At 71.7% G+C, this 17,795-nt stretch carries 19 protein-coding genes; 12 read left to right on the top strand and 7 right to left on the bottom strand.

The window, feature by feature from the left end; genetic code table 11:
• The first annotated feature begins 76 nt into the window (after positions 1 to 76).
• A complete protein-coding gene (locus AB0F70_RS07665) occupies positions 77 to 601 on the top strand; it encodes a hypothetical protein (protein ID WP_357445626.1) in 525 nt (174 codons plus the stop codon).
• Between the two features lie 5 nt (positions 602 to 606).
• Here the strand turns inward: AB0F70_RS07665 and AB0F70_RS07660 are convergent, their stop codons facing one another.
• Both AB0F70_RS07660 and AB0F70_RS07655 read right to left on the bottom strand, forming a co-directional pair.
• Entirely contained in the window at positions 607 to 1,488 is an 882-nt protein-coding gene (locus AB0F70_RS07660; RefSeq protein ID WP_357445623.1) for a Ku protein, read from the bottom strand.
• Positions 1,489 to 1,545: 57 nt separating this feature from the next.
• Positions 1,546 to 1,869 (bottom strand): glutaredoxin domain-containing protein, encoded by a 324-nt coding sequence (locus tag AB0F70_RS07655; protein ID WP_357445620.1) that lies wholly within the window; start codon positions 1,867 to 1,869, stop codon positions 1,546 to 1,548.
• 126 nt (positions 1,870 to 1,995) lie between these two features.
• On the opposite strand from AB0F70_RS07655, the gene AB0F70_RS07650 reads away from it, so the two are divergent.
• The 3 genes from AB0F70_RS07650 to AB0F70_RS07640 all read left to right on the top strand — a co-directional run bounded on the left by AB0F70_RS07650 (position 1,996) and on the right by AB0F70_RS07640 (position 6,597).
• Positions 1,996 to 4,506, top strand: a complete 2,511-nt coding sequence (locus tag AB0F70_RS07650) for an ATP-dependent DNA ligase (protein ID WP_357445617.1) — start codon at positions 1,996 to 1,998, stop codon at positions 4,504 to 4,506.
• A gap of 91 nt (positions 4,507 to 4,597) precedes the next feature.
• The gene (locus AB0F70_RS07645; RefSeq protein WP_357445614.1) at positions 4,598 to 5,599 is read left to right on the top strand and encodes a hypothetical protein; all 1,002 of its coding nucleotides are present in this window, start codon (positions 4,598 to 4,600) and stop codon (positions 5,597 to 5,599) included.
• A 74-nt stretch (positions 5,600 to 5,673) separates the two neighbouring features.
• Positions 5,674 to 6,597: an NADP-dependent oxidoreductase gene (locus AB0F70_RS07640; RefSeq protein WP_357445611.1), complete on the top strand. Its 924-nt coding sequence runs from the start codon at positions 5,674 to 5,676 to the stop codon at positions 6,595 to 6,597.
• Between the two features lie 52 nt (positions 6,598 to 6,649).
• Here AB0F70_RS07640 and AB0F70_RS07635 read toward each other — a convergent pair whose 3' ends face one another.
• From AB0F70_RS07635 to AB0F70_RS07615, 5 genes are all read right to left on the bottom strand, one after another.
• A complete protein-coding gene (locus tag AB0F70_RS07635; protein ID WP_357445608.1) occupies positions 6,650 to 7,177 on the bottom strand; it encodes an N-acetyltransferase in 528 nt (175 codons plus the stop codon).
• Positions 7,174 to 7,629, bottom strand: coding sequence for a VOC family protein (locus AB0F70_RS07630; RefSeq protein ID WP_357445605.1), 456 nt, complete (start codon positions 7,627 to 7,629; stop codon positions 7,174 to 7,176). Before AB0F70_RS07630 ends, AB0F70_RS07635 begins: the two co-directional genes overlap by 4 nt.
• 104 nt (positions 7,630 to 7,733) lie before the next feature.
• Complete coding sequence (locus AB0F70_RS07625; protein WP_357445602.1) at positions 7,734 to 8,699, bottom strand: hypothetical protein; 966 nt, start codon at positions 8,697 to 8,699, stop codon at positions 7,734 to 7,736.
• 176 nt (positions 8,700 to 8,875) lie between these two features.
• Positions 8,876 to 9,718, bottom strand: a complete 843-nt coding sequence (locus AB0F70_RS07620) for a siderophore-interacting protein (protein WP_357445599.1) — start codon at positions 9,716 to 9,718, stop codon at positions 8,876 to 8,878.
• A gap of 19 nt (positions 9,719 to 9,737) precedes the next feature.
• Positions 9,738 to 11,126 carry an MFS transporter gene (locus AB0F70_RS07615; protein WP_357445595.1) on the bottom strand — a complete coding sequence of 463 codons (1,389 nt, stop codon included), beginning with the start codon at positions 11,124 to 11,126 and terminating at the stop codon, positions 9,738 to 9,740.
• Between the two features lie 89 nt (positions 11,127 to 11,215).
• On the opposite strand from AB0F70_RS07615, the gene AB0F70_RS07610 reads away from it, so the two are divergent.
• From AB0F70_RS07610 to mqo, 8 genes are all read left to right on the top strand, one after another.
• Positions 11,216 to 11,785 carry an N-acetyltransferase family protein gene (locus AB0F70_RS07610; protein WP_357445592.1) on the top strand — a complete coding sequence of 190 codons (570 nt, stop codon included), beginning with the start codon at positions 11,216 to 11,218 and terminating at the stop codon, positions 11,783 to 11,785.
• A 76-nt stretch (positions 11,786 to 11,861) separates the two neighbouring features.
• Positions 11,862 to 12,497 (top strand): N-acetyltransferase family protein, encoded by a 636-nt coding sequence (locus tag AB0F70_RS07605; protein WP_357445589.1) that lies wholly within the window; start codon positions 11,862 to 11,864, stop codon positions 12,495 to 12,497.
• A 76-nt stretch (positions 12,498 to 12,573) separates the two neighbouring features.
• Positions 12,574 to 13,782, top strand: a complete 1,209-nt coding sequence (locus AB0F70_RS07600) for a GNAT family N-acetyltransferase (RefSeq protein ID WP_357445586.1) — start codon at positions 12,574 to 12,576, stop codon at positions 13,780 to 13,782.
• Positions 13,783 to 13,807: 25 nt separating this feature from the next.
• Positions 13,808 to 14,026, top strand: a complete 219-nt coding sequence (locus AB0F70_RS07595) for a hypothetical protein (RefSeq protein ID WP_357445583.1) — start codon at positions 13,808 to 13,810, stop codon at positions 14,024 to 14,026.
• Between the two features lie 95 nt (positions 14,027 to 14,121).
• Positions 14,122 to 14,694 (top strand): TetR/AcrR family transcriptional regulator, encoded by a 573-nt coding sequence (locus tag AB0F70_RS07590; protein ID WP_357445580.1) that lies wholly within the window; start codon positions 14,122 to 14,124, stop codon positions 14,692 to 14,694.
• Positions 14,691 to 15,344 carry a pyridoxal 5'-phosphate synthase gene (locus AB0F70_RS07585; RefSeq protein ID WP_357445576.1) on the top strand — a complete coding sequence of 218 codons (654 nt, stop codon included), beginning with the start codon at positions 14,691 to 14,693 and terminating at the stop codon, positions 15,342 to 15,344. The genes AB0F70_RS07590 and AB0F70_RS07585 overlap by 4 nt, the downstream gene beginning before the upstream one ends.
• A gap of 51 nt (positions 15,345 to 15,395) precedes the next feature.
• Positions 15,396 to 16,088, top strand: coding sequence for a maleylpyruvate isomerase family mycothiol-dependent enzyme (locus AB0F70_RS07580; protein WP_357445573.1), 693 nt, complete (start codon positions 15,396 to 15,398; stop codon positions 16,086 to 16,088).
• Positions 16,089 to 16,200: 112 nt separating this feature from the next.
• Positions 16,201 to 17,703, top strand: a complete 1,503-nt coding sequence (gene mqo, locus AB0F70_RS07575) for a malate dehydrogenase (quinone) (RefSeq protein ID WP_357445570.1) — start codon at positions 16,201 to 16,203, stop codon at positions 17,701 to 17,703.
• Positions 17,704 to 17,795 lie beyond the last annotated feature (92 nt).

Raw genomic sequence — 17,795 nt, 5'->3', positions numbered from 1 at the left:
CCGCCCGACACACGGCCAGCTTGTGGCCCGGCGGGTCGGTGACTGGTCTGCCGGGGGCGGACGGCACGATGGCCCGGTGTTCACGCTCAAGTCCGTCTGGCGGCCGGCCGCACCTGTGGCACGGGTCTGGTCGGTGCTGGCCGACCCGCGGTTCACCTGGCCCGACTGGTGGCCGGGACTCACCGCCGCGGCGACGCGGCCCGTCGTCGGGCCGGACGGGCTGGCTGCGGCCGGGACTTGGGCTGACCTGCGGGTTCGGAGCCCGCTCGGGTATTCGCTACAGTTCCGGCTCGATTTGAGGCAGACGACGGCGCCGTCGGACGGCGAACCGGGTCGCGCGCTGCTCGACGTCTCCGGTGACCTGGCGGGGAGTGCCGACGTGACGGTGCGTGCCGTCGGGGACGCCGGGGTCTCGACAAGCTCCACCAACGGAGGCTCGACCAGCGGCAGGTCGACCGAGGTCCAGCTCCTCTGGCTGGTGTCCCCGGTCCCTGCGTGGTTCCGTGTCGCCGCACGGATCGGCCCCGCGCCGCTCGCCTGGGCCCACGCCCACGTGATGCGGGCCGGTGAGCGCGGGCTGGCGGAGCGGCTGCGCGACTGACCCGGTCAGCCGGCCTTCTGGGACTTCGACTGGGACTTCGACCTGGACTTCGACTTCGAGGCCGTCTTCGAGGCCGACGTGGTTCGTGAACCGGACTTCGACTTCGATTCCGCGACGCTGCGCTTGAGCGCCTCCATGAGGTCGACCACCTCCGCGCCCTCGCCGTCCCCCTCGGCGGCCTCGCCGAACGTCGCCGCCGTGTCGACGGACTCGCCCGACTCGAGCTTGGCCTCGACGAGCTTGCGCAGCTGCACCTGGTACTCGTCCTCGTAGTCCTCGGGCGTGAAGTCCGCCTCGAAGCTGCTGACGAGCTGCGCCGACATCGTGAGCTCCTTCTCGGAGACCTTCGCCGGCTCGTCGAGGGACGGGAACGCGGCCTCGCGGATCTCGTCGGCCCACAGGAGGGTCTGCAGCACGAGCACCTCGTCGCGCACGCGCAGCGCGGCCAGCCTGGTGCGCTGGCGGAGCGCGAACTTCACGACGGCGGTGCGGTCGGTCTCCTCCAGCGTGCGGCGCAGCAGCACGTACGCCTTCGTCGACTTGGAGTCGGGCTCGAGGTAGTACGTCCTGTCGAGCATGATCGGGTCGATCTGCTCGCTGGGCACGAACTCCACCACCGAGATCTCGCGGTCCCGTTCGGCCGGGAGATCGGCGAGGTCCTTCTTGGTGAGCACCACCGTGCGCTCACCGTCGTCGTAAGCGCGGTCGATGTGCTCGTACGGCACCACCTCACCGTCGATCTCGCACACACGCTTGTACCGGATACGTCCACCGTCGGCGTCGTGTACCTGATGCAGCGGGACGTCGTGGTCCTCGGTCGCGCTGTACAGCTTGACCGGAACGTTGACGAGGCCGAAGGTCACGGCGCCCTTCCAGATCGCCCTCATCCTTCTATAGTGCGCCCCAAGCGCACCTCATGCCCAGGTTTCGGTCTGGGCCGACGGTCAGAGACCCGCGCGGTCCAGCTTCGCGCACAGCTCCGCGTTGGTGGGCTCCACGAGCTGGGAGCCGTCGGGGAACACCAGCACCGGGATGGTCTTTCGCCCGGTCAGGGCCTCTGCCTCGTCCGCGCGGGTGGGGTGGGCAGCGAGGTCCACGTAGACGTACTTCACGCGGCGGACGTCGAGCACCGCCTTGCTGCGGCGGCAGTCGCGGCACCACTCGGCACCGTAGACGGTGAGCTGCTGGGGTCGGGCGATCGAGGAGGTGTCGCCCGCAGTCGCCCGGGGGCGTGCCAGCACGTCGATCGCAAGGCTGTCCGAAATCACTCGCCGGAGCCTAACGGAGTAACCGCCGCCGTCACGACCCTCTGCGACGTGATCTCGGCGACGTCATCTCCTCGTCACCTCCGCGACTTCTGGGCAAGGGAACGCGACTCGCTGCACGATGGTGTGATGGCGTCCACACAGCAGACGGTCATGGTCGAGGGGCACCGCCTGCGTCTGAGCAACCTCGACAAGGTGATGTACCCGGCGTCGGGCACCACCAAGGGCGAGGTGCTGCACTACCTGACGCAGGTCGCGCCGGTGCTGCTGCCGCATGCCGCCAACCGGCCCGCGACGCGCAAACGGTGGCCCGACGGCACCGGCGGGCAGATGTTCTTCCAGAAGAACCTCGACGTCTCGACCCCCGACTGGGTCAAGCGCCGGTCGATCCAGCACAAGACCTCCGCGAACGACTACGTGCTGGTCAACGACCTCGCGACCCTCACATGGCTGGGCCAGACCGCGACCCTCGAGCTGCACACCCCGCAGTGGCAGTTCGGCCGCACGGGCGCGCGCCTGGACCCGGACCGCCTAGTGCTCGATCTCGACCCCGGTCCTGGAGCGGGCCTTGCCGAGTGCGCGGAGGTGGCTCGCTGGGCCCGCGAGATCCTGCAGGGCATGGGCCTGGAGCCCTACCCGGTGACGTCCGGCTCCAAGGGGATCCACCTGTACGCGGCCCTGGGCAAGGCGCAGGACACGCGCCTCGACTCCGACGCCGTCTCCGCCGTCGCGCACGAGCTCGCGCGCTACCTCGAGGCCGAGCACCCGGACCTCGTCGTCAGCGACATGAGCAAGAAGCTGCGGTCGGGCAAGGTGCTGGTCGACTGGTCGCAGAACAACGGCAGCAAGACCACCATCGCGCCCTACTCCCTGCGCGGACGCGAGCAGCCGTGGGTGGCCGCGCCCCGCACCTGGGAGGAGCTGGAGGATCCCGACCTGGCCCAGCTCACGCCCGAGGAGGTGGTGGCACGCATCGAGGCCGACGGCGACCTCCTCGCACCCCTCCTCGAAGGTCACCTCTCGGCGCTGGAGCCGACGCCGGAGCGCCTGGCCACCTTCGAGAAGCTGGGGACCTACCGGGCCAAGCGGGACCCCGCGAAGACGCCGGAGCCGTTCGGGCCGGGCGACTCGGCGGCCGAGCCCGCCTCGCCGGTCGATGCGCCCACCTTCGTCATCCAGGAGCACCACGCCCGCCGTCTGCACTGGGACTTCCGCCTCGAGCACGACGGCGTCCTCGTCAGCTGGGCGCTCCCCCGCGGCGAACCCACCGACCCCGCCAAGAACCACCTCGCCGTGCAGACCGAGGACCATCCCCTGGAGTACGGCTCCTTCGAGGGCACGATCCCCGGCGGCGAGTACGGGGCCGGGGAGGTCACCATCTGGGACTCGGGCACCTACGAGCTAGAGAAGTGGCGCGACGACGAGGTGATCGTCACCCTCCGTTCCGCCGAGCGCGGCGCCCGGCGGCTGGCCCTGATCCGCACCGGCGGCCGCGACGGCGACGCCGAGAACAACTGGCTCATCCACCTGACGAAGTCCCAGCCAGGCTCCCCCGCCCCGTCGAGTGCTGGATCCCGGCCCTCCCCCACGGGCCGGACGGCGCAGAAGTCCAGCACCCCACCGAGCAAGGGCGAGAAGGCGCGGCGGCCCATGCTCGCCACCAACGCCGCACCCGGCGAGCTCACCGAACCCGACGACTGGATGTTCGAGATGAAGTGGGACGGGTTCCGCACCCTCGCCCACGTCCAGGACCCTGAGACGGTGCGCCTCGTCAGCCGCTCCGGCCAGGACCTCACGGTCACCTTCCCCGAGCTCGCGGCGCTCGCGGGCCAGGTCGACCCGTCCCGGCTGCCCGTGGTGCTCGACGGCGAGATCGTCGCCCTCGACCGGGACGGCCGCCCCGACTTCCGTCGCCTCCAGCAACGCGCCAACCTCCGCAAGGAGGGCGACGTCGCACGCGCCCGGGCCCGCGTCCAGGTCGACCTCATGCTCTTCGACGTCCTTCAGGCCGACGGCGACGACGTGACCCGCGAGCCCTGGACCGAACGGCGCGAGCTGCTCGAGTCCCTCGTCACCCCGCACGCCCCCATCCACCTCCCGCCCGTGTTCGAGGGCGACCTCGACGCCGCCATGCGCACCTCCCGCACCCTGCGGCTGGAGGGAGTGGTCGCCAAGCGCCGCACCTCCACCTATGCGGAACGGCGCTCGCGGGAGTGGCTCAAGCTCAAGCACAGCGCCATGCAGGAGGTGGTCATCGTGGGCTGGCGCCCGGGCCGGGCGAACGCCTCGGTGATGGGCTCGCTGCTCATGGCGGTCCCCGAGCAGGGCACCGACGGCGACAGCCTGCGCTACGTCGGCCGTGTAGGGACAGGCTTCACCGAACGCGAGCGCCGGGAGATCACCGCCCAGCTGCGAGGGATGGAGCGCAAGACGCCTGGCGCGTCCGGCGTGCCGAAGGAGGACGCGTCGGACGCGCGCTGGGTGACGCCCCGACTGGTGGGTGAGGTGACGTACGCCGACTGGGTGGAGGGCAGCGACGGCGCGTCGGGCGAGCGGCGGATGCGGCACTCCGTGTGGCGCGGCTGGCGGCCGGACAAGTCGCCGGACGAGGTGGTCGCGGAGCTGCCAGGGCAGGCGTGAGGCGGCACGCGCTTGGCACACTTTTACTGAACATTCCTATTCATCGGCGGGCTGCCGACGTACCGTGTTGCGCGACGGACGGAGGACATGGATGTTCAGCTACCCCAAGCGTCTGGCCGCCCCTGCGGCCATCCTTGCCGCGATCACGCTCGCGGCCGTCCCGGCGACAGCGGTCGCCGCACCCGGAGCCGCCCCCAGCGACTCCACCGCACGACAGCTCGCGCCGCAGCTCGCCCACGGCCTGCGCGACCCCTTCCCCCAGATCGAGCTCCCGGACCGCATAGAGCTGCCCGACGGCTTCCAGCCGGAGGGGATCACGACGGCGGGCCCGGTCGCCTGGTTCGGCTCGCTCGCCGACGGCGACATCTACCGCGCCGATCTCCTGACCGGTGAGGGCGAGGTGATCAGCCAGGGTCCCGGCACGGCGTCGGTGGGGCTCACCGTGGATGCCCGCGGTCGCCTGTTCGTCGCGGGTGGCCCGGGAGGCGGCGCGCGTGTCGTCGACGGGCGCTCGGGCGAGGTCCTCGCGACGTACGACTTCGGCGGCGGCTTCGTGAACGACGTCGTCGTGACGCGCGACTACGCGTACTTCACCGACTCGCAGCGTGCCGTCGTCCACCGGCTGCACCTCGGGCCGCACGGCCGGCTCACGGACACGCACGACGAGCTGGCCCTGCACGGCGACTGGGAGCAGGTCGACGGGTTCAACGCCAACGGCATCACCACCGCGCCCGACGGCAGGAACCTGCTCGTCGTGAACTCGACGACCGGCGACCTGTTCCGGGTCGACCCGGACAACGGGCATGCCGACCGGGTGGACCTCGGCGACGCGCGGCTCACCAACGGCGACGGCATGCTCCGGACCGGTCGCACGCTCTACGTGGCGCAGAACACCCGCAACCGGGTGGCGACGCTGCGGCTCGACCGGACGGCGTCGGAGGGCCGGGTGGTGCAGACCCGCACCAGCGACGACTTCGACACGCCCACCACCATCGCCCGCTTCGCGGGTGCGCTGTACCTCCCGAACGCCCGGTTCACCACGACACCCGAGGACGACACCGAGTACTGGGTAACACGCCTGCCGCTCCACTGAGCGACCGGCCCGTGTGCGGAAGCCCATCCGGCGGGCGCGGAATAGGCGCGTCCGTCGGGTGGGTTGTCGCTGGCATGCGAGCCATCACGTATTCGAAGTTCGGCAGTGCCGACGTCCTCGAGCTCACCGACCAGCCCGACCCGCACATCGGCCCCGACACCCTGCTCGTCCGGGTGAAGGCAGCGTCGGTGAACCCGGTCGACTGGAAGATCCGCCAGGGCTACCTGGAGGGTCTGATCGACACGGTGTTCCCGGCGGTCCCGGGCTGGGACGTCGCTGGCGTCGTCGAGCAGGTGGGCCTGGACACCCCCGAGTTCCAGGTGGGCGACGAGGTGTACGGCTACGTGCGCAAGGACACCGTGCAGGGCGGCACGTTCGCCGAGCTCGTCGCGGCGCCCGTGCGCACGCTGGCCCGTAAGCCTGCGTCGCTGAGCTTCGAGGAGGCGGCAGCGGTGCCGCTCGCCGGCCTCACCGCGTACGAGGCGATCCAGCGTGCGGGGGTCACCGAGGGGCAGACGGTGCTGGTGCACGCCGCGGCCGGCGGAGTCGGCGCGTTCGCCGTGCAGCTCCTCAAGGCGCTGGGCGCACACGTCATCGGTACCGCGAGCGAGGCGAACCACGAGTTCCTGCGCAAGCTTGGCGCCGAGCCCGTCACCTACGGCGACGGCCTCGTCGACCGGGTCCGCGCCATCGCGCCCGACGGTGTCGACGTCGTCCTCGACTTCGTCGGCGGCGGGGCGGTGGCCGCGAGCGCCGAGCTCCTGGCCGACGGCGGCACTGTCGCGTCGATCGCCGACCCCACCGCGCGTACCGAGCACGGCGGGCACTACGTCTGGGTGCGCCCGTCCGCGGCGGACCTCGACGCCCTCACCGCACTCTTCGACGCCGGCAAGCTGACCGTGGAGATCGCTCAGGTCTTCGACCTGGCCGACGCCGCGGACGCGCACCGGGCCAGCGAGACGGGCCACACGCGCGGCAAGGTGGTCGTCCGGGTCTGACGCCGGGCGCGGGGTCAGCGGGCGGACGAACCGGGTGCGGGGTGGTCGGAGATCAGTCGAACACCGGCGGATAGCCGATGACGCCCCGCAGCCCGGGATCCTTTCCGTCGTATGCCGGCAGCAGGTAGACCTGGGCCGCCTCGGGCGGGGCCCAGTCCGGCAGGTGCATGGTGATCCCGTGGTCGCGGGCCGGGAGGAAGCCGAGCGCGCCGTAGTACTTCGGGCTGCCCTCGAGCACGACGTACGGCTCGCCCGCGGCCTCCGCGCCGGCGAGGGCGGCCCGCACCAGTGCGGCACCTATGCCCCGGCGCTGGTGCTCGGGGCTGACGGCGAGGGGCGTGAGCATCGCCACCGTGCGTTCACCGGCGCCGTTCGTGACCGTGCAGCCGTCGATCATCACGTGGCCGACCACCTCGCCGTCGGACACCGCGACCAGCGCGAGCGCCGGCCGGTAGATCCAGGACTCGCGGACCCGGTCCACGCCGTCGGCGACCCTGTCCTCGCCGAACGCGGCGACCAGTACCTTCCGGATCGCCGCGAAGTCCTCGGGCCGCTCGGGCCGGATCTCCCAGGCGCTCACGCGTCGGCGGCCTCGGTCGGGGCCGGTTGGGCAGCGGTCTCGGCCTCGGTCTCGGTCTCGGCCTCGGCCTCGGCCTCGGAGCGGAGCACGCAGAACTCGTTGCCCTCTGGGTCGGCGAGCGTCACCCAGCCGGTGCCGGGGCCGTACTTCCCGCGATGGTCACCCAGCACCGTGGCGCCGTGCGCGATGAGCCGCTCGATCTCGGTGTCCCGCAGGTCCGCCCGGGGGCGCAGGTCGAGGTGGAGCCGGTTCTTGGCCGACTTGCCCTCCGGTACCTCGATGAACAGGACGGGCACCCCCTTGCCTGCGGGGTCGACGATCATGCACTCGTCGTGGCCCGGCAGGTTCGGGTCGCCGGGTACGTCCTGGTACCCGAGCACCGGTTTCCACCACTGGGACAGCGAGTAGGCGTCGGAGCAGTCCACGGTGAGGTGCGAGATGAAGGAAGCCACGCCGGGACCCTGACACACCCCTCCCGCCTCGCCAACCCTATTCCGCGCGGGCACGGCTCATGTGGTCGGCAGAACGTCAGGTGGTCGGTACCTCGGAATGCCGACTACCTGACGTTCTGCCGACTGCTCGAAGGGCTCGGCGGCGGCGGGAGCAGCCGGATCGGGCGTAACGACGCGCGCACCTCGTCCGGGACGTGGCGGAGCACCCGGGCAAGGGCAGGGCCGGCGCCGTCCGAGGACGTCACGCGCACCACCCCCCAGCGTTCCTCCCGGAGGTAATCCTCGCGACGCTTCTCGTCGAAGAGCGCGCGGTGGGCGTCGTGCCCGGGGCCGAGCGCCCCCGGGACGTACTTCGCGCGGCCGTCGAACTCGGCCAGCAGCCGAAACGGCGTCCAACCCAGGTCAGCGCGAAACTCACCGTGAGGCGTACTCACCCGAAGCTGGGTGACCGGGCGCGGAAGGCCCGCTCGCAGCACCAGATATCGCAGCCAGGTCTCCCATGCAGACTCGGCGCCGCTGTCCGCCAGTTCGAGCACCAGGAGTGCACGACGGCGACCGCGCACGTCACGCATACCTCCGACCAGCTTGCGGACAACCCCGAGGTCCAGCCCCAGCGCGAGCGCATGGTCCACGATGACGAGCGCGAGCAACGGGTGCAGCGAGACACAGCAGTCCGCAACGGTACGTTCCAGGCTCGTCACCGCAAGGCCGCCGACCTCGGTCCGCTCGTGCGCACCGAGGGTCAGGCGATGTCGCGCGATGTCTCGGGCGGACGCCGAGGACGCTCGATAGTCCTGTATGACGTGTACGCGTTGCGGCAGCTGCCACAGGCGAAGCCCGTGCAGCAAGGCGGCCGACTCGTGGCTCACGCAGGCGTGACGAAGCTGGGTACCGACGGCGACGATTCGGGCGACCGCACGCTCGGTCGCGTCCCGGTACCGGTCGCCCGTCGAGGTCCGCCTGTCGCGATAGGCGCCTCGACGTATCTTCTCGATCTTGTTGTCCCGGAGCGCCCGGCGCAGCGACTCGCGGTCGTGCTCCCGCGCGAGGAGTATCTCGGTCTCGTTCATGCACCGACTGTCGCCCAGAGCCGCCCCCGCAAACACCGCCTGTGCACAGGTCTCCCTCACCCCGCCCTGTGGTCACCCTCACGCGCCGAGCTGGTGATGGAGATGGTCGGCAGAACGTCAGATGGTCGGCACCTCGGAATGCCGACTACCTGACGTTCTGCCGACCACCCTTCCGCTCAGCCCGGGGACGAGCGGCCGTGCCGCCAGTAGCCCACGAAGTCGACCTGCGCCTTGGGCACGCCGCGCTCGTTGACCAGGTGCCGCCGCGCGCCGGTCGCCAGCGACGACTCGCCGACGGTGAACGCGTACACGTCGGTGGCCGGCCCGGCCAGCTCGAGCTCGTGCAGCTCCGCGAGCGCGGCCTGGCCCGGGACGGCGTGCGCGTCGGACCGCACCACCCAGCGGATCTCGACGCCGGACGGCGCCCGGAACTCCTGCTTGTCCCCAGCGGTGGGGACCTCGATGACGGCGGTGCCGCGGGTGTCGTCGGGGAGCGACTCGCAGATGCCCGCGACGGCGGGCAGCCCGGACTCGTCGGTCACCAGGAGCGTCCAGCCGTGCGGGTGGCTCGCGTCGAAGGTGATGCCCTGATCCAGGATGCCGACTCGCATCCCCTGGTCGGCGGCCTGGGCGAAGCCGGCCCCCGGACCCGCGGCGTGCTCGGGGTCGCCCGGCGTCTCGTCCTCCGCGGCGTGCAGCACGAAGTCGACGTCTATCTCGTTCAGGTCGGGCCGAGCGGCGCGGACTGTGTAGTTGCGTACCCAGGGGCGCTGGGCCTTCGGGGTGGTGAGGTACTCCGCGTACCAGAGCCCCGAGGTGCGCTTGGGCAGGCGCAGCATGTCCTGTCCCACGCGGGGCAGGAAGAGGCGGAACCACTGGTCGTAGCCCGCCGGTGTGAGCTGGGCGAGCTCGTCACCGCCGAGCGTCACGCGCATCATGTTCGGCGTGATCTGCTTGGTGTTGACGACCTCAGCCATCACGACGTGCGGATCGACCGCTTTGCGCCCCTTGAATGCCATGCGCTGAGGTTAGGCACACCTAAGTCGGTTTGACCAGTGCCTGGTTCGGATCTGCCCCATGTGTGTTCCGGATCCCCGTCAGGGAGAGCAGCCCGCCGACCACGAGCAGGGCCGCGGTCACCAGGAGTGTCCGGTGGAACGAGGCGACGTCGAGCACACCGCCGGTGATGATGCCCGCGAACGCCACGGTGAGCAGCCCGGCGACCCGCGAGACCGCGTTGTTCACCGCGGAGCCGATGCCGGCGTCGTGGGCCGGGACCGCGCCGAGGATGGCAGCCGTCAGGGGCGCCACCGTGATCGAGAGACCGAGGCCGAACACGAGCTGGCCGGGCAGCACCTGGGTCGGGTAGAACGCGGTCTCGTCCATCGAGAGCATCAGGAGGAACCCGACCGCCGCGACGACCGGGCCCAGCGTCATGAACAGCCGCGGCCCGTACCGGCCGGCGAGCGTGCCGAACCAGGCCGACAGCAGGATCATCGCGAGCGTGGTCGGCAGCTGCGCGACGCCGGACCACGTCGCGGAGTACCCGGCGACCTGCTGCAGGAACAGCGTCAGCACGAACCCGCCCAGCGAGAACGCGCCGTAGATCGCGAAGGTGGCGAGGTTGCCCCACGCGAAGTTGCGCGCCTCGAACAGGCGCAGCGGCAGCATCGGGTCCGCGGCCCGCCGCTGGTAGAGCACGAACGACACCAGCATCACCGCACCCGCGAGGACGGACACCAGGATCACCGGCGAGGTCCACCCGAGCCGCTCCCCCTCGATCAGCCCGAACACCACGCCCGCGAGGCCGAACGCGGCCAGCGCGGCCCCCGGGACGTCCACCCGCCGGCCGGGTTCGCCCTCCCCTGCGGGCACCCCGCGCAGCAGCCAGAGCGTCAGGGCGATGACGGGCACGTTGATCCAGAACACCCAGCGCCAGGACGCGAGGTCGACGAGCATGCCGCCGACGAACGGGCCGACGATCATCGCGGCGGTCGTCCACGACGTCCACCGGCCGATCGCACGGGCCTGCGCCTCGCCACCGAACGTCGCGACGATCAGGGCCAGCGAGCTCGGGACCAGCAGGGCACCCGCCACGCCCTGCAGCGCGCGGGCGATCACGAGGACAGGGCCGGTAGGGGCGAGAGCGCACAGCACCGAGGCGACGGCGAACCCCACGAGCCCGGCCGCCAGCACCCGGCGTCGCCCGTAGACGTCGGACACCGAGCCGGCGACGAGCATCAGCGCGCCGAGGGTCACCAGGTACGCGTCGACCACCCACTGCTGCAGGGCCAGTCCATCCATACCCGCACCGCCGAGCTCCTCCGCGATGGCGGGCAGCGCGACGCTCACGACCGTGCCGTCGAGGAACGACACGAACGAGCCGAGGATCGCGACGAGGAGCACCCGTCTCTGGAGCGTGGTCACGAGCCACACGCTATGCCCAGCCACCGACATCGGCCCCGGCCTCCCGGACACGGCTTCGCACGCGGCCGGATGTCGGGCACGATCGGGACATGGACCTGACGATCCGACCCGCCACACCCGACGACGCGGCGGCCTGCGCGGACATCTACGGCCACTACGTGCGCGACACCCACGTCAGCTTCGAGTCCGAGCCGCCGAGCACCGAGGAGATGGCGCGGCGCATCGCAGGCTGCACGGACCGCCACGCGTGGCTCGTCGCGCAGGCCCCGGGCGCGGAGGCCCCGGGCGCAACAGCAGCGGGCGGACAGGACGTCGTCGGCTTCGCCTACGGCGCGCCGTATTCGCCGCGCGAGGCCTACCGCTGGTCGGTCGAGACCAGCGTCTACCTGGAACCCGGCCGCCGCCGCACGGGCGCGGGCCGGGCGCTCTACGAGGCCCTCTTCGAGCGGCTCGCCGAACGCGGGTACCGCCGCCTGGTCGCGGGCCTGGCCCTCCCGAACGAGGCAAGCCTCGGGCTGCACGTCGCGCTAGGTTTCGAGGTGGTGGGCACGCTCCGCGAGATCGGCTGGAAGCACGGCCGCTGGCACGACGTGATGCGGCTGCAGAAGAACCTCGCGCCCGGCCTCGAAGGCGCTCCGCCGTCGGGCGAGCCCACCTGATCTACCCGCTCGACCCACCGTCGTCAAGCCCACGCTGCGATCATCGCATCGGGCCTGTTCACGGCAGGATCCGTCCATGGACAGCATCGTCCGCGTCGCGACTCCAGACGACGCCGCAGCCTGCGCCGCCATCTACGCCCCGTTCGTCGCCGACTCGGCGGCGACCTTCGAGACCAGCCCGCCGGACTCCCGCGAGATGACACGCCGGATCGAGCGGTTCTTCGGCCGCGAGACCTGGCTCGTGCTCGAGGCGGACGGCGTAGTGGCCGGCTTCGCGTACGCCAGGCCGTTCGCGGACCGCCCGACGTTCCGGTGGACGCTGGAGACCAACGTGTACGTCGCCGCCGACCACCAGCGGCAGGGCGTCGGCCGCGCCCTCTACGGCACGCTCCTCGCGCGGCTCGCGCGCCGCGGGTACCACCGCGCCATCGCGAGCATCGTGCTGCCGAACGACCCGGCCATCGCGCTGCACGAGGCGGCGGGCTTCACCCGCGCGGGCTCGTTCGAGAAGATCGGCTGGAAGCTCGGCCAGTGGCACGACGCGGTGCTCTTCCAGCGCGACCTCGTGCCCGACGACGGCTCCGCCCCCGGCGACCGCCGAGCCGACGCGGAGCTGCCAGGGCTGCTCACGCCGGAACCGCTCGAGGTGACGCGCACCCCGCTGTTCCGGCCGCACCCCGCGGAGGAGCTCGTCACCTACTTCGGCGACTGATTCGGCGACTGACCGCCCGGAGCTCAACCTGGTATTCCGATGGATGCCCGAGCGCCAGTTGCCTAAGGTCGCCTCCATGAGCCTCACCGTGCGCCCCGTCGAGTACGCCGACCAGCCGGACTACACCCGCCTCGGCGGAGAGGCGTTCGGCGCGCCGAACGACGGCCGCCCGGTCCCGACGCGCGAGGAGTGGGAGGCCGCCGGCTTCCGCGAGTGGGGCGCGTTCGACGACGACGGCCTCGCCGCACGCCTGCGGGTCTACGGGTTCACGTCGTGGTTCCACGGCGCGCGGGTGCCGACGGCGGGCGTCGCAGGGGTGGCCGTCGAGCCGGAGCGACGCGGATCCGGCCACCTCGGCCGCCTCTTCGATGCCACCCTCGGGCAGGCGCGGGAGCACGGCGAGGTGATCTCGACGCTCTACCCCTCGGCGCCAGGCATCTACCGCAGGCTCGGCTACGAGGTGGTCGGCTCGTTCGACGACGTCGACGTCCCCCTGCTGAACCTGAACCGCCTGGCGGCGCCCGAAGGCGTCGTCACGCGCCGGGCGGGTATCGCCGACTTCGACGCGATAGTCGCCGTCCACCACCGGTGGGCCGCCGCCCAGAACGGGCCGGTGTCGCGCGCGGAGAAGCCGTTCTGGACCCCGCCGGAGAAGTTCTTCGCCGACTACACGGGCGTCACCCTCGCGATCGACACGACGGCGGGCGAGGTGATCGGCTTCGCGAGCTGGATCCGCGGCGAGGGCTACACGCCCGCCACCGCCCTCATGGAGGTCGACGACCTCATCGCCCTGACGCCCGACGCCGCCCGCGCCCTGTGGCGCACCATCGGCAGCTTCTCGACGGTGGTCGGCACGGCGCGGGTCTCGACGTCGGGCCTGGATCCCGCCTGGCTGGTGCTGCCCGACCTGACCTCTACGGTGCACTCGGCCCATCCCTACATGCTGCGGATCCTGGACGTGGCCGGGGCGCTGGGCGGCCTCCGCTCGCCGCTGGAGGGCGCGCGCGTCCCGTTCGCGGTCCGCGGTGCGCGGGATCTCGACGGCGCGTGGACGCTCACGGTGTCCGACGGCGTCACGCACGTCGAGCGGGACACCCTCGCGGTCGAGGACGCGCACCACGAGCGGCCAGTGCTCAGCCCGAACGGGCTGGCGCTGCTGTACGCGGGCGCGCAGTCCGCGGCGAACCTGCGGCTGGCGGGCCACCTCACTGGCGCCCCTGACCACGACACAACCCTTACCGCCCTGCTCCCCCACCGCCAGCTCCACGTCCGCGACTACTTCTGATACCCGCCAGGCTCATACTGGGGCCGTGGAAATTTCTGTTGGGTGGTCCGTCGTACTTATTGCTACCGGCGTGTGGAACCTGGTCATCTGGCCGCGGTTCTGGCAGCGCATCGCCGCCGACCCCCGGTCGCGGGACGCCGACGGGCGGGCGACGAAGTTCCTCACCGTGCACAGCGTCCTGATCGCGGTCTCGCTCGCGCTCGCGCTGGCGGTCGGCGTGCTGGGCGTCATCAGCCTGTTCTGAACCACCCCTGCAAGGCGCCCGGCCGACACACGTGACCTGGGCGTTCAAGGCCTTGTTGGTTGCGCACCATACCTGGAGGTAGGTATGGTGCGGCGATGAGCACGCCGACCGCACGTGACCGCCTCATCGACGCCGCGCAGGATCTCTTCGCCGTCCAGGGGGTCGGGCCGACGAGCCCCCGCGCGGTGCTGGCGGCCTCCGGCGTCGGGCAGGGCAGCCTCTACCACCACTTCCCCACCAAGCACGACCTCGCCGTGGCGGCCGTCGGCGCGACCGTCGATCAGCTCCTCGCCCGGGCGATGACGACGCTGGGCAGCGACTCCCCAGCGATCCAGCGGCTCGTCGCCTACCTCGAGCGGCCGCGCGACGCCCTGGCGGGCTGCCGGGTCGGCCGCCTCACCGCCGACCAGGCAGTGATGGACGACGACGGTCTGCACGACGTGCTCGCCGCCTACTTCGCGCGCCTGCTCGGCGCCCTCACCACGATCTTCCGCGAGACCGGGCTGCCCGACGACGTCGCGCGCGACCGCGCGCACGCCGCCCTCGCGATCATCCAGGGCGGCTACGTCCTGGCCCGCGCCACGCAGGACCCGGAAGCGCTGACCGCAGCGGTGCGCGGCTTCGTCGGCCTGCTGACCAACCAGCTGACCCCAGAGGAGAACACGTGACCTTCCGCGAGCGCCTGCGCGCCCTGCCCACGTTCGCCCGGCCCGGGCTCCCGGCCTTCGACCCGGATGCCGCGCCGCCCACGCCGCACGAGCTGTTCGTCACCTGGATGGACGAGGCGATAGCGGCGGACCTGCTCGCGGCGCATGCCATGACGCTCTCGACGGCCGAGCCGTCGGGGCGGGTGCATGCGCGGACCGTTGCGCTCAAGGACGTGACGGCGGACGGCTGGTGGTTCGCGTCGCAGTCGTCGGGTCCCAAGGGGCGCGACCTGGCGGCCAACCCGCATGCGGCGCTGACGTTCTTCTGGCCCGAGCTGGGCCGCCAGGTCAAGGTGACGGGCAGCGCGGCATCGGCGGGCGTGGAGGCGAGCCGCGCGGACTTCCTCGCGCGGCCCGACGCCTCGCGCGCCGCCGGGCTCGTCAACCGGCAGAGCGAGCCGCTGGGATCCAGGGAGGAGTACGTGCGGGCCTTCGAGGAGGCGCTCGGCGCGGTCACCGCCGACACCGAGCTGGCTGCCCCGGACTGGACCGCGTACGTCCTCGCGCCGACGGAGGTCGAGTTCTGGCAGGCGCCCGACGACGGCCCGCACACCCGCCTGCTGTACCGGGCCCAGGCCGACGGCTGGAACCGCGGCCTGCTCTGGCCCTGACCTGTCCCTCCGCACGCACCCCATGACGCCGCCCGACGAAGGAGCCCCACCGTGAGCAGCACAGAAGGCAACACAGTGAGCAGCACCAGCACCGTCTCGCACGCCCTTGCCGACTCCGACGCGGGCCTCGGCACGCTGATCTCCGCCGTCGGGCACCTGACCGATGCGGACCTTGCCGCGCCGTCGACCCTTGAGGGCTGGACGCGCGGGCACGTGCTGTCCCATATCGCGGCGCTGGGCACTGCGCTGCGCGGTCAGGCGCAGGCCGCCGAAAACGGCGAGGTGGTCCCCGTCTACGCGAGCCAGGAGGCCCGCAACGCCGGGATCGAGGCAGGCTCGGGCCGCACGGTGGCCGAGCACCTGGCGGTCCTCGGCGCCCTGCGCGACGACCTGGCGAGCGCCTGGCCCGAGCCCGGGTCGCCGCTCTGGGCCGCCCCCAGCGGGTATCGCGGCGGACCCCTCTCGGGCTGCGTGCTCGCCTGGTGGCGCGAGGTGCGGATCCACTCGGTGGACGCCCTGACGGGCACGTCGCAGGAGGTCGGGTACGAGACGTGGGACGACGCCCTGTGCGCCCACCTGCGCGAGTTCCTGGCGGTACGGCTGCCCGACGGCGTCGCCGTCGACGACATCGCCGGCGACCCGCGGGACGTCACGGCGTGGCTCGCCGGGCGCGTGCCGGCGACCCCCCTGCCGGGTGAGCTGCCCGAGCTGGGGCCGTGGCCGTCCGCGGTCCCTGCCCGCTGAGCGGGAGGTGCGGCGGCGAGCGCTGCGAGCGTGAGGGAGGTCACGGATCGCAGCACGTGATTCACGCCACAGCGCTCGTTCAACTTTTCACAAGCCCGCTATCGTTCTTCACGTGACTTCTTATCTCCAGACAGCCCCGCGTCCCTCTGAAGAGGTTGATGTCGCGCTGATCGGCGGAGGGATCATGAGCGCCACCCTCGGCGCGCTGCTCACGATCCTCGAGCCGACCTGGCGTATCGGAATCTACGAGCGCCTGGACGAGGTGGCGCTCGAGTCGTCGAACCCGTGGAACAACGCGGGTACCGGCCACGCCGCACTCTGCGAGCTGAACTACACGCCGGAGCGCAAGGACGGCTCCGTCGACATCTCCAAGGCGGTGAAGATCAACGAGCAGTTCCACACCTCCCGCGAGTTCTGGAACCACCTCCTGACCGCCGGCCTGATGGAGGGCACCGACTTCATCAACGTCACGCCCCACATGACGTTCGTGCGCGGCGCCGAGAACGTCGACTTCCTGCGCCGCCGCTACGAGGCGCTCAGCGTGCACCCGCTGTTCAGCGACATGGAGTTCAGCTCGGACCCCGAGGTCATCGGACAGTGGACGCCGCTGATGACCCAGGACCGCGACGCCGACGAGCCGATCGCGGCCACGCGCGCCGCGGAGGGGACCGACGTCGACTTCGGGTCGCTGACCAAGAAGCTCGTCGAGTTCGCCACGGCGCACAACACAGAGCTGCACCTGAACCACGAGGTCCGGGGCCTGAAGAAGCTGCGGGACGGGCGCTGGCGCCTGAACCTGCACGACCGTTCCTGGAACGCGGGCACCCGCCGTCGTACCGTCCGGGCGAAGTTCGTGTTCGTCGGCGCGGGCGGTGGCGCGCTGCCGCTGCTGCAGGCCTCCGGCATCAAGGAGGCGCGCGGTTACGGCGGCTTCCCGATCTCGGGCGAGTTCCTGCGCACGGACAACCCGGCCATCGTGTCCCAGCACCAGGCCAAGGTGTACGGCAAGGCCGACGTCGGCGCCCCGCCGATGTCCGTGCCCCACCTGGACACGCGCATCGTGGACGGCAAGAGCTACCTGATGTTCGGCCCGTACGCGGGGTTCAGCCCGAACTACCTGAAGAAGGGCAAGTACCTCGGCCTGATCACGTCGCTGCGCCTGCACAACATCGGCACGATGCTCGGCGTCGCCGCGAAGAACATGGACCTCACCGCCTACCTGGTCGGCCAGGTCGTCGCCGCTCCGGAGACCAAGTTCCACGAGCTGCAGCGCTTCATGCCGACCGCGCAGCCGGGCGACTGGGAGCAGATCACCGCCGGCCAGCGCGTCCAGGTGATGAAGTGGGTCAAGGGCAAGGGTGGCGTGCTGGAGTTCGGCACCGAGGTCGTCGCGGCCAAGGACGGCACCATCGCCGGCCTGCTCGGCGCGTCCCCGGGCGCCTCGACCGCCGTCGCCGCCATGACCGGGCTGCTCGAGCGCTGCTTCCCCGAGCGGTACGCCGAGTGGAAGCCGCAGCTCACCTCGATGATGCCGAGCCTCGACGGCGGCGCGGACTACGACGCCGCGGAGCTCACCGCCGCGGACGCGGCCCGACGGGTCCCCGCGGGAGCCTGACCGCCGCTGCCGACCGTAGGCCTGGTCGCTCTGGATCAGGCGAACGTAGGGGTGGTCGCACTCTCAGCTCTGAGAGTGCGACCACCCCTACG

This window comes from Promicromonospora sp. NPDC023805, assembly GCF_040639635.1.
Lineage (GTDB): Bacteria > Actinomycetota > Actinomycetes > Actinomycetales > Cellulomonadaceae > Promicromonospora.
The sequence above is the reverse complement of the archived record's forward strand: the minus strand, read 5'-3'. Positions and strand labels throughout refer to the sequence as shown.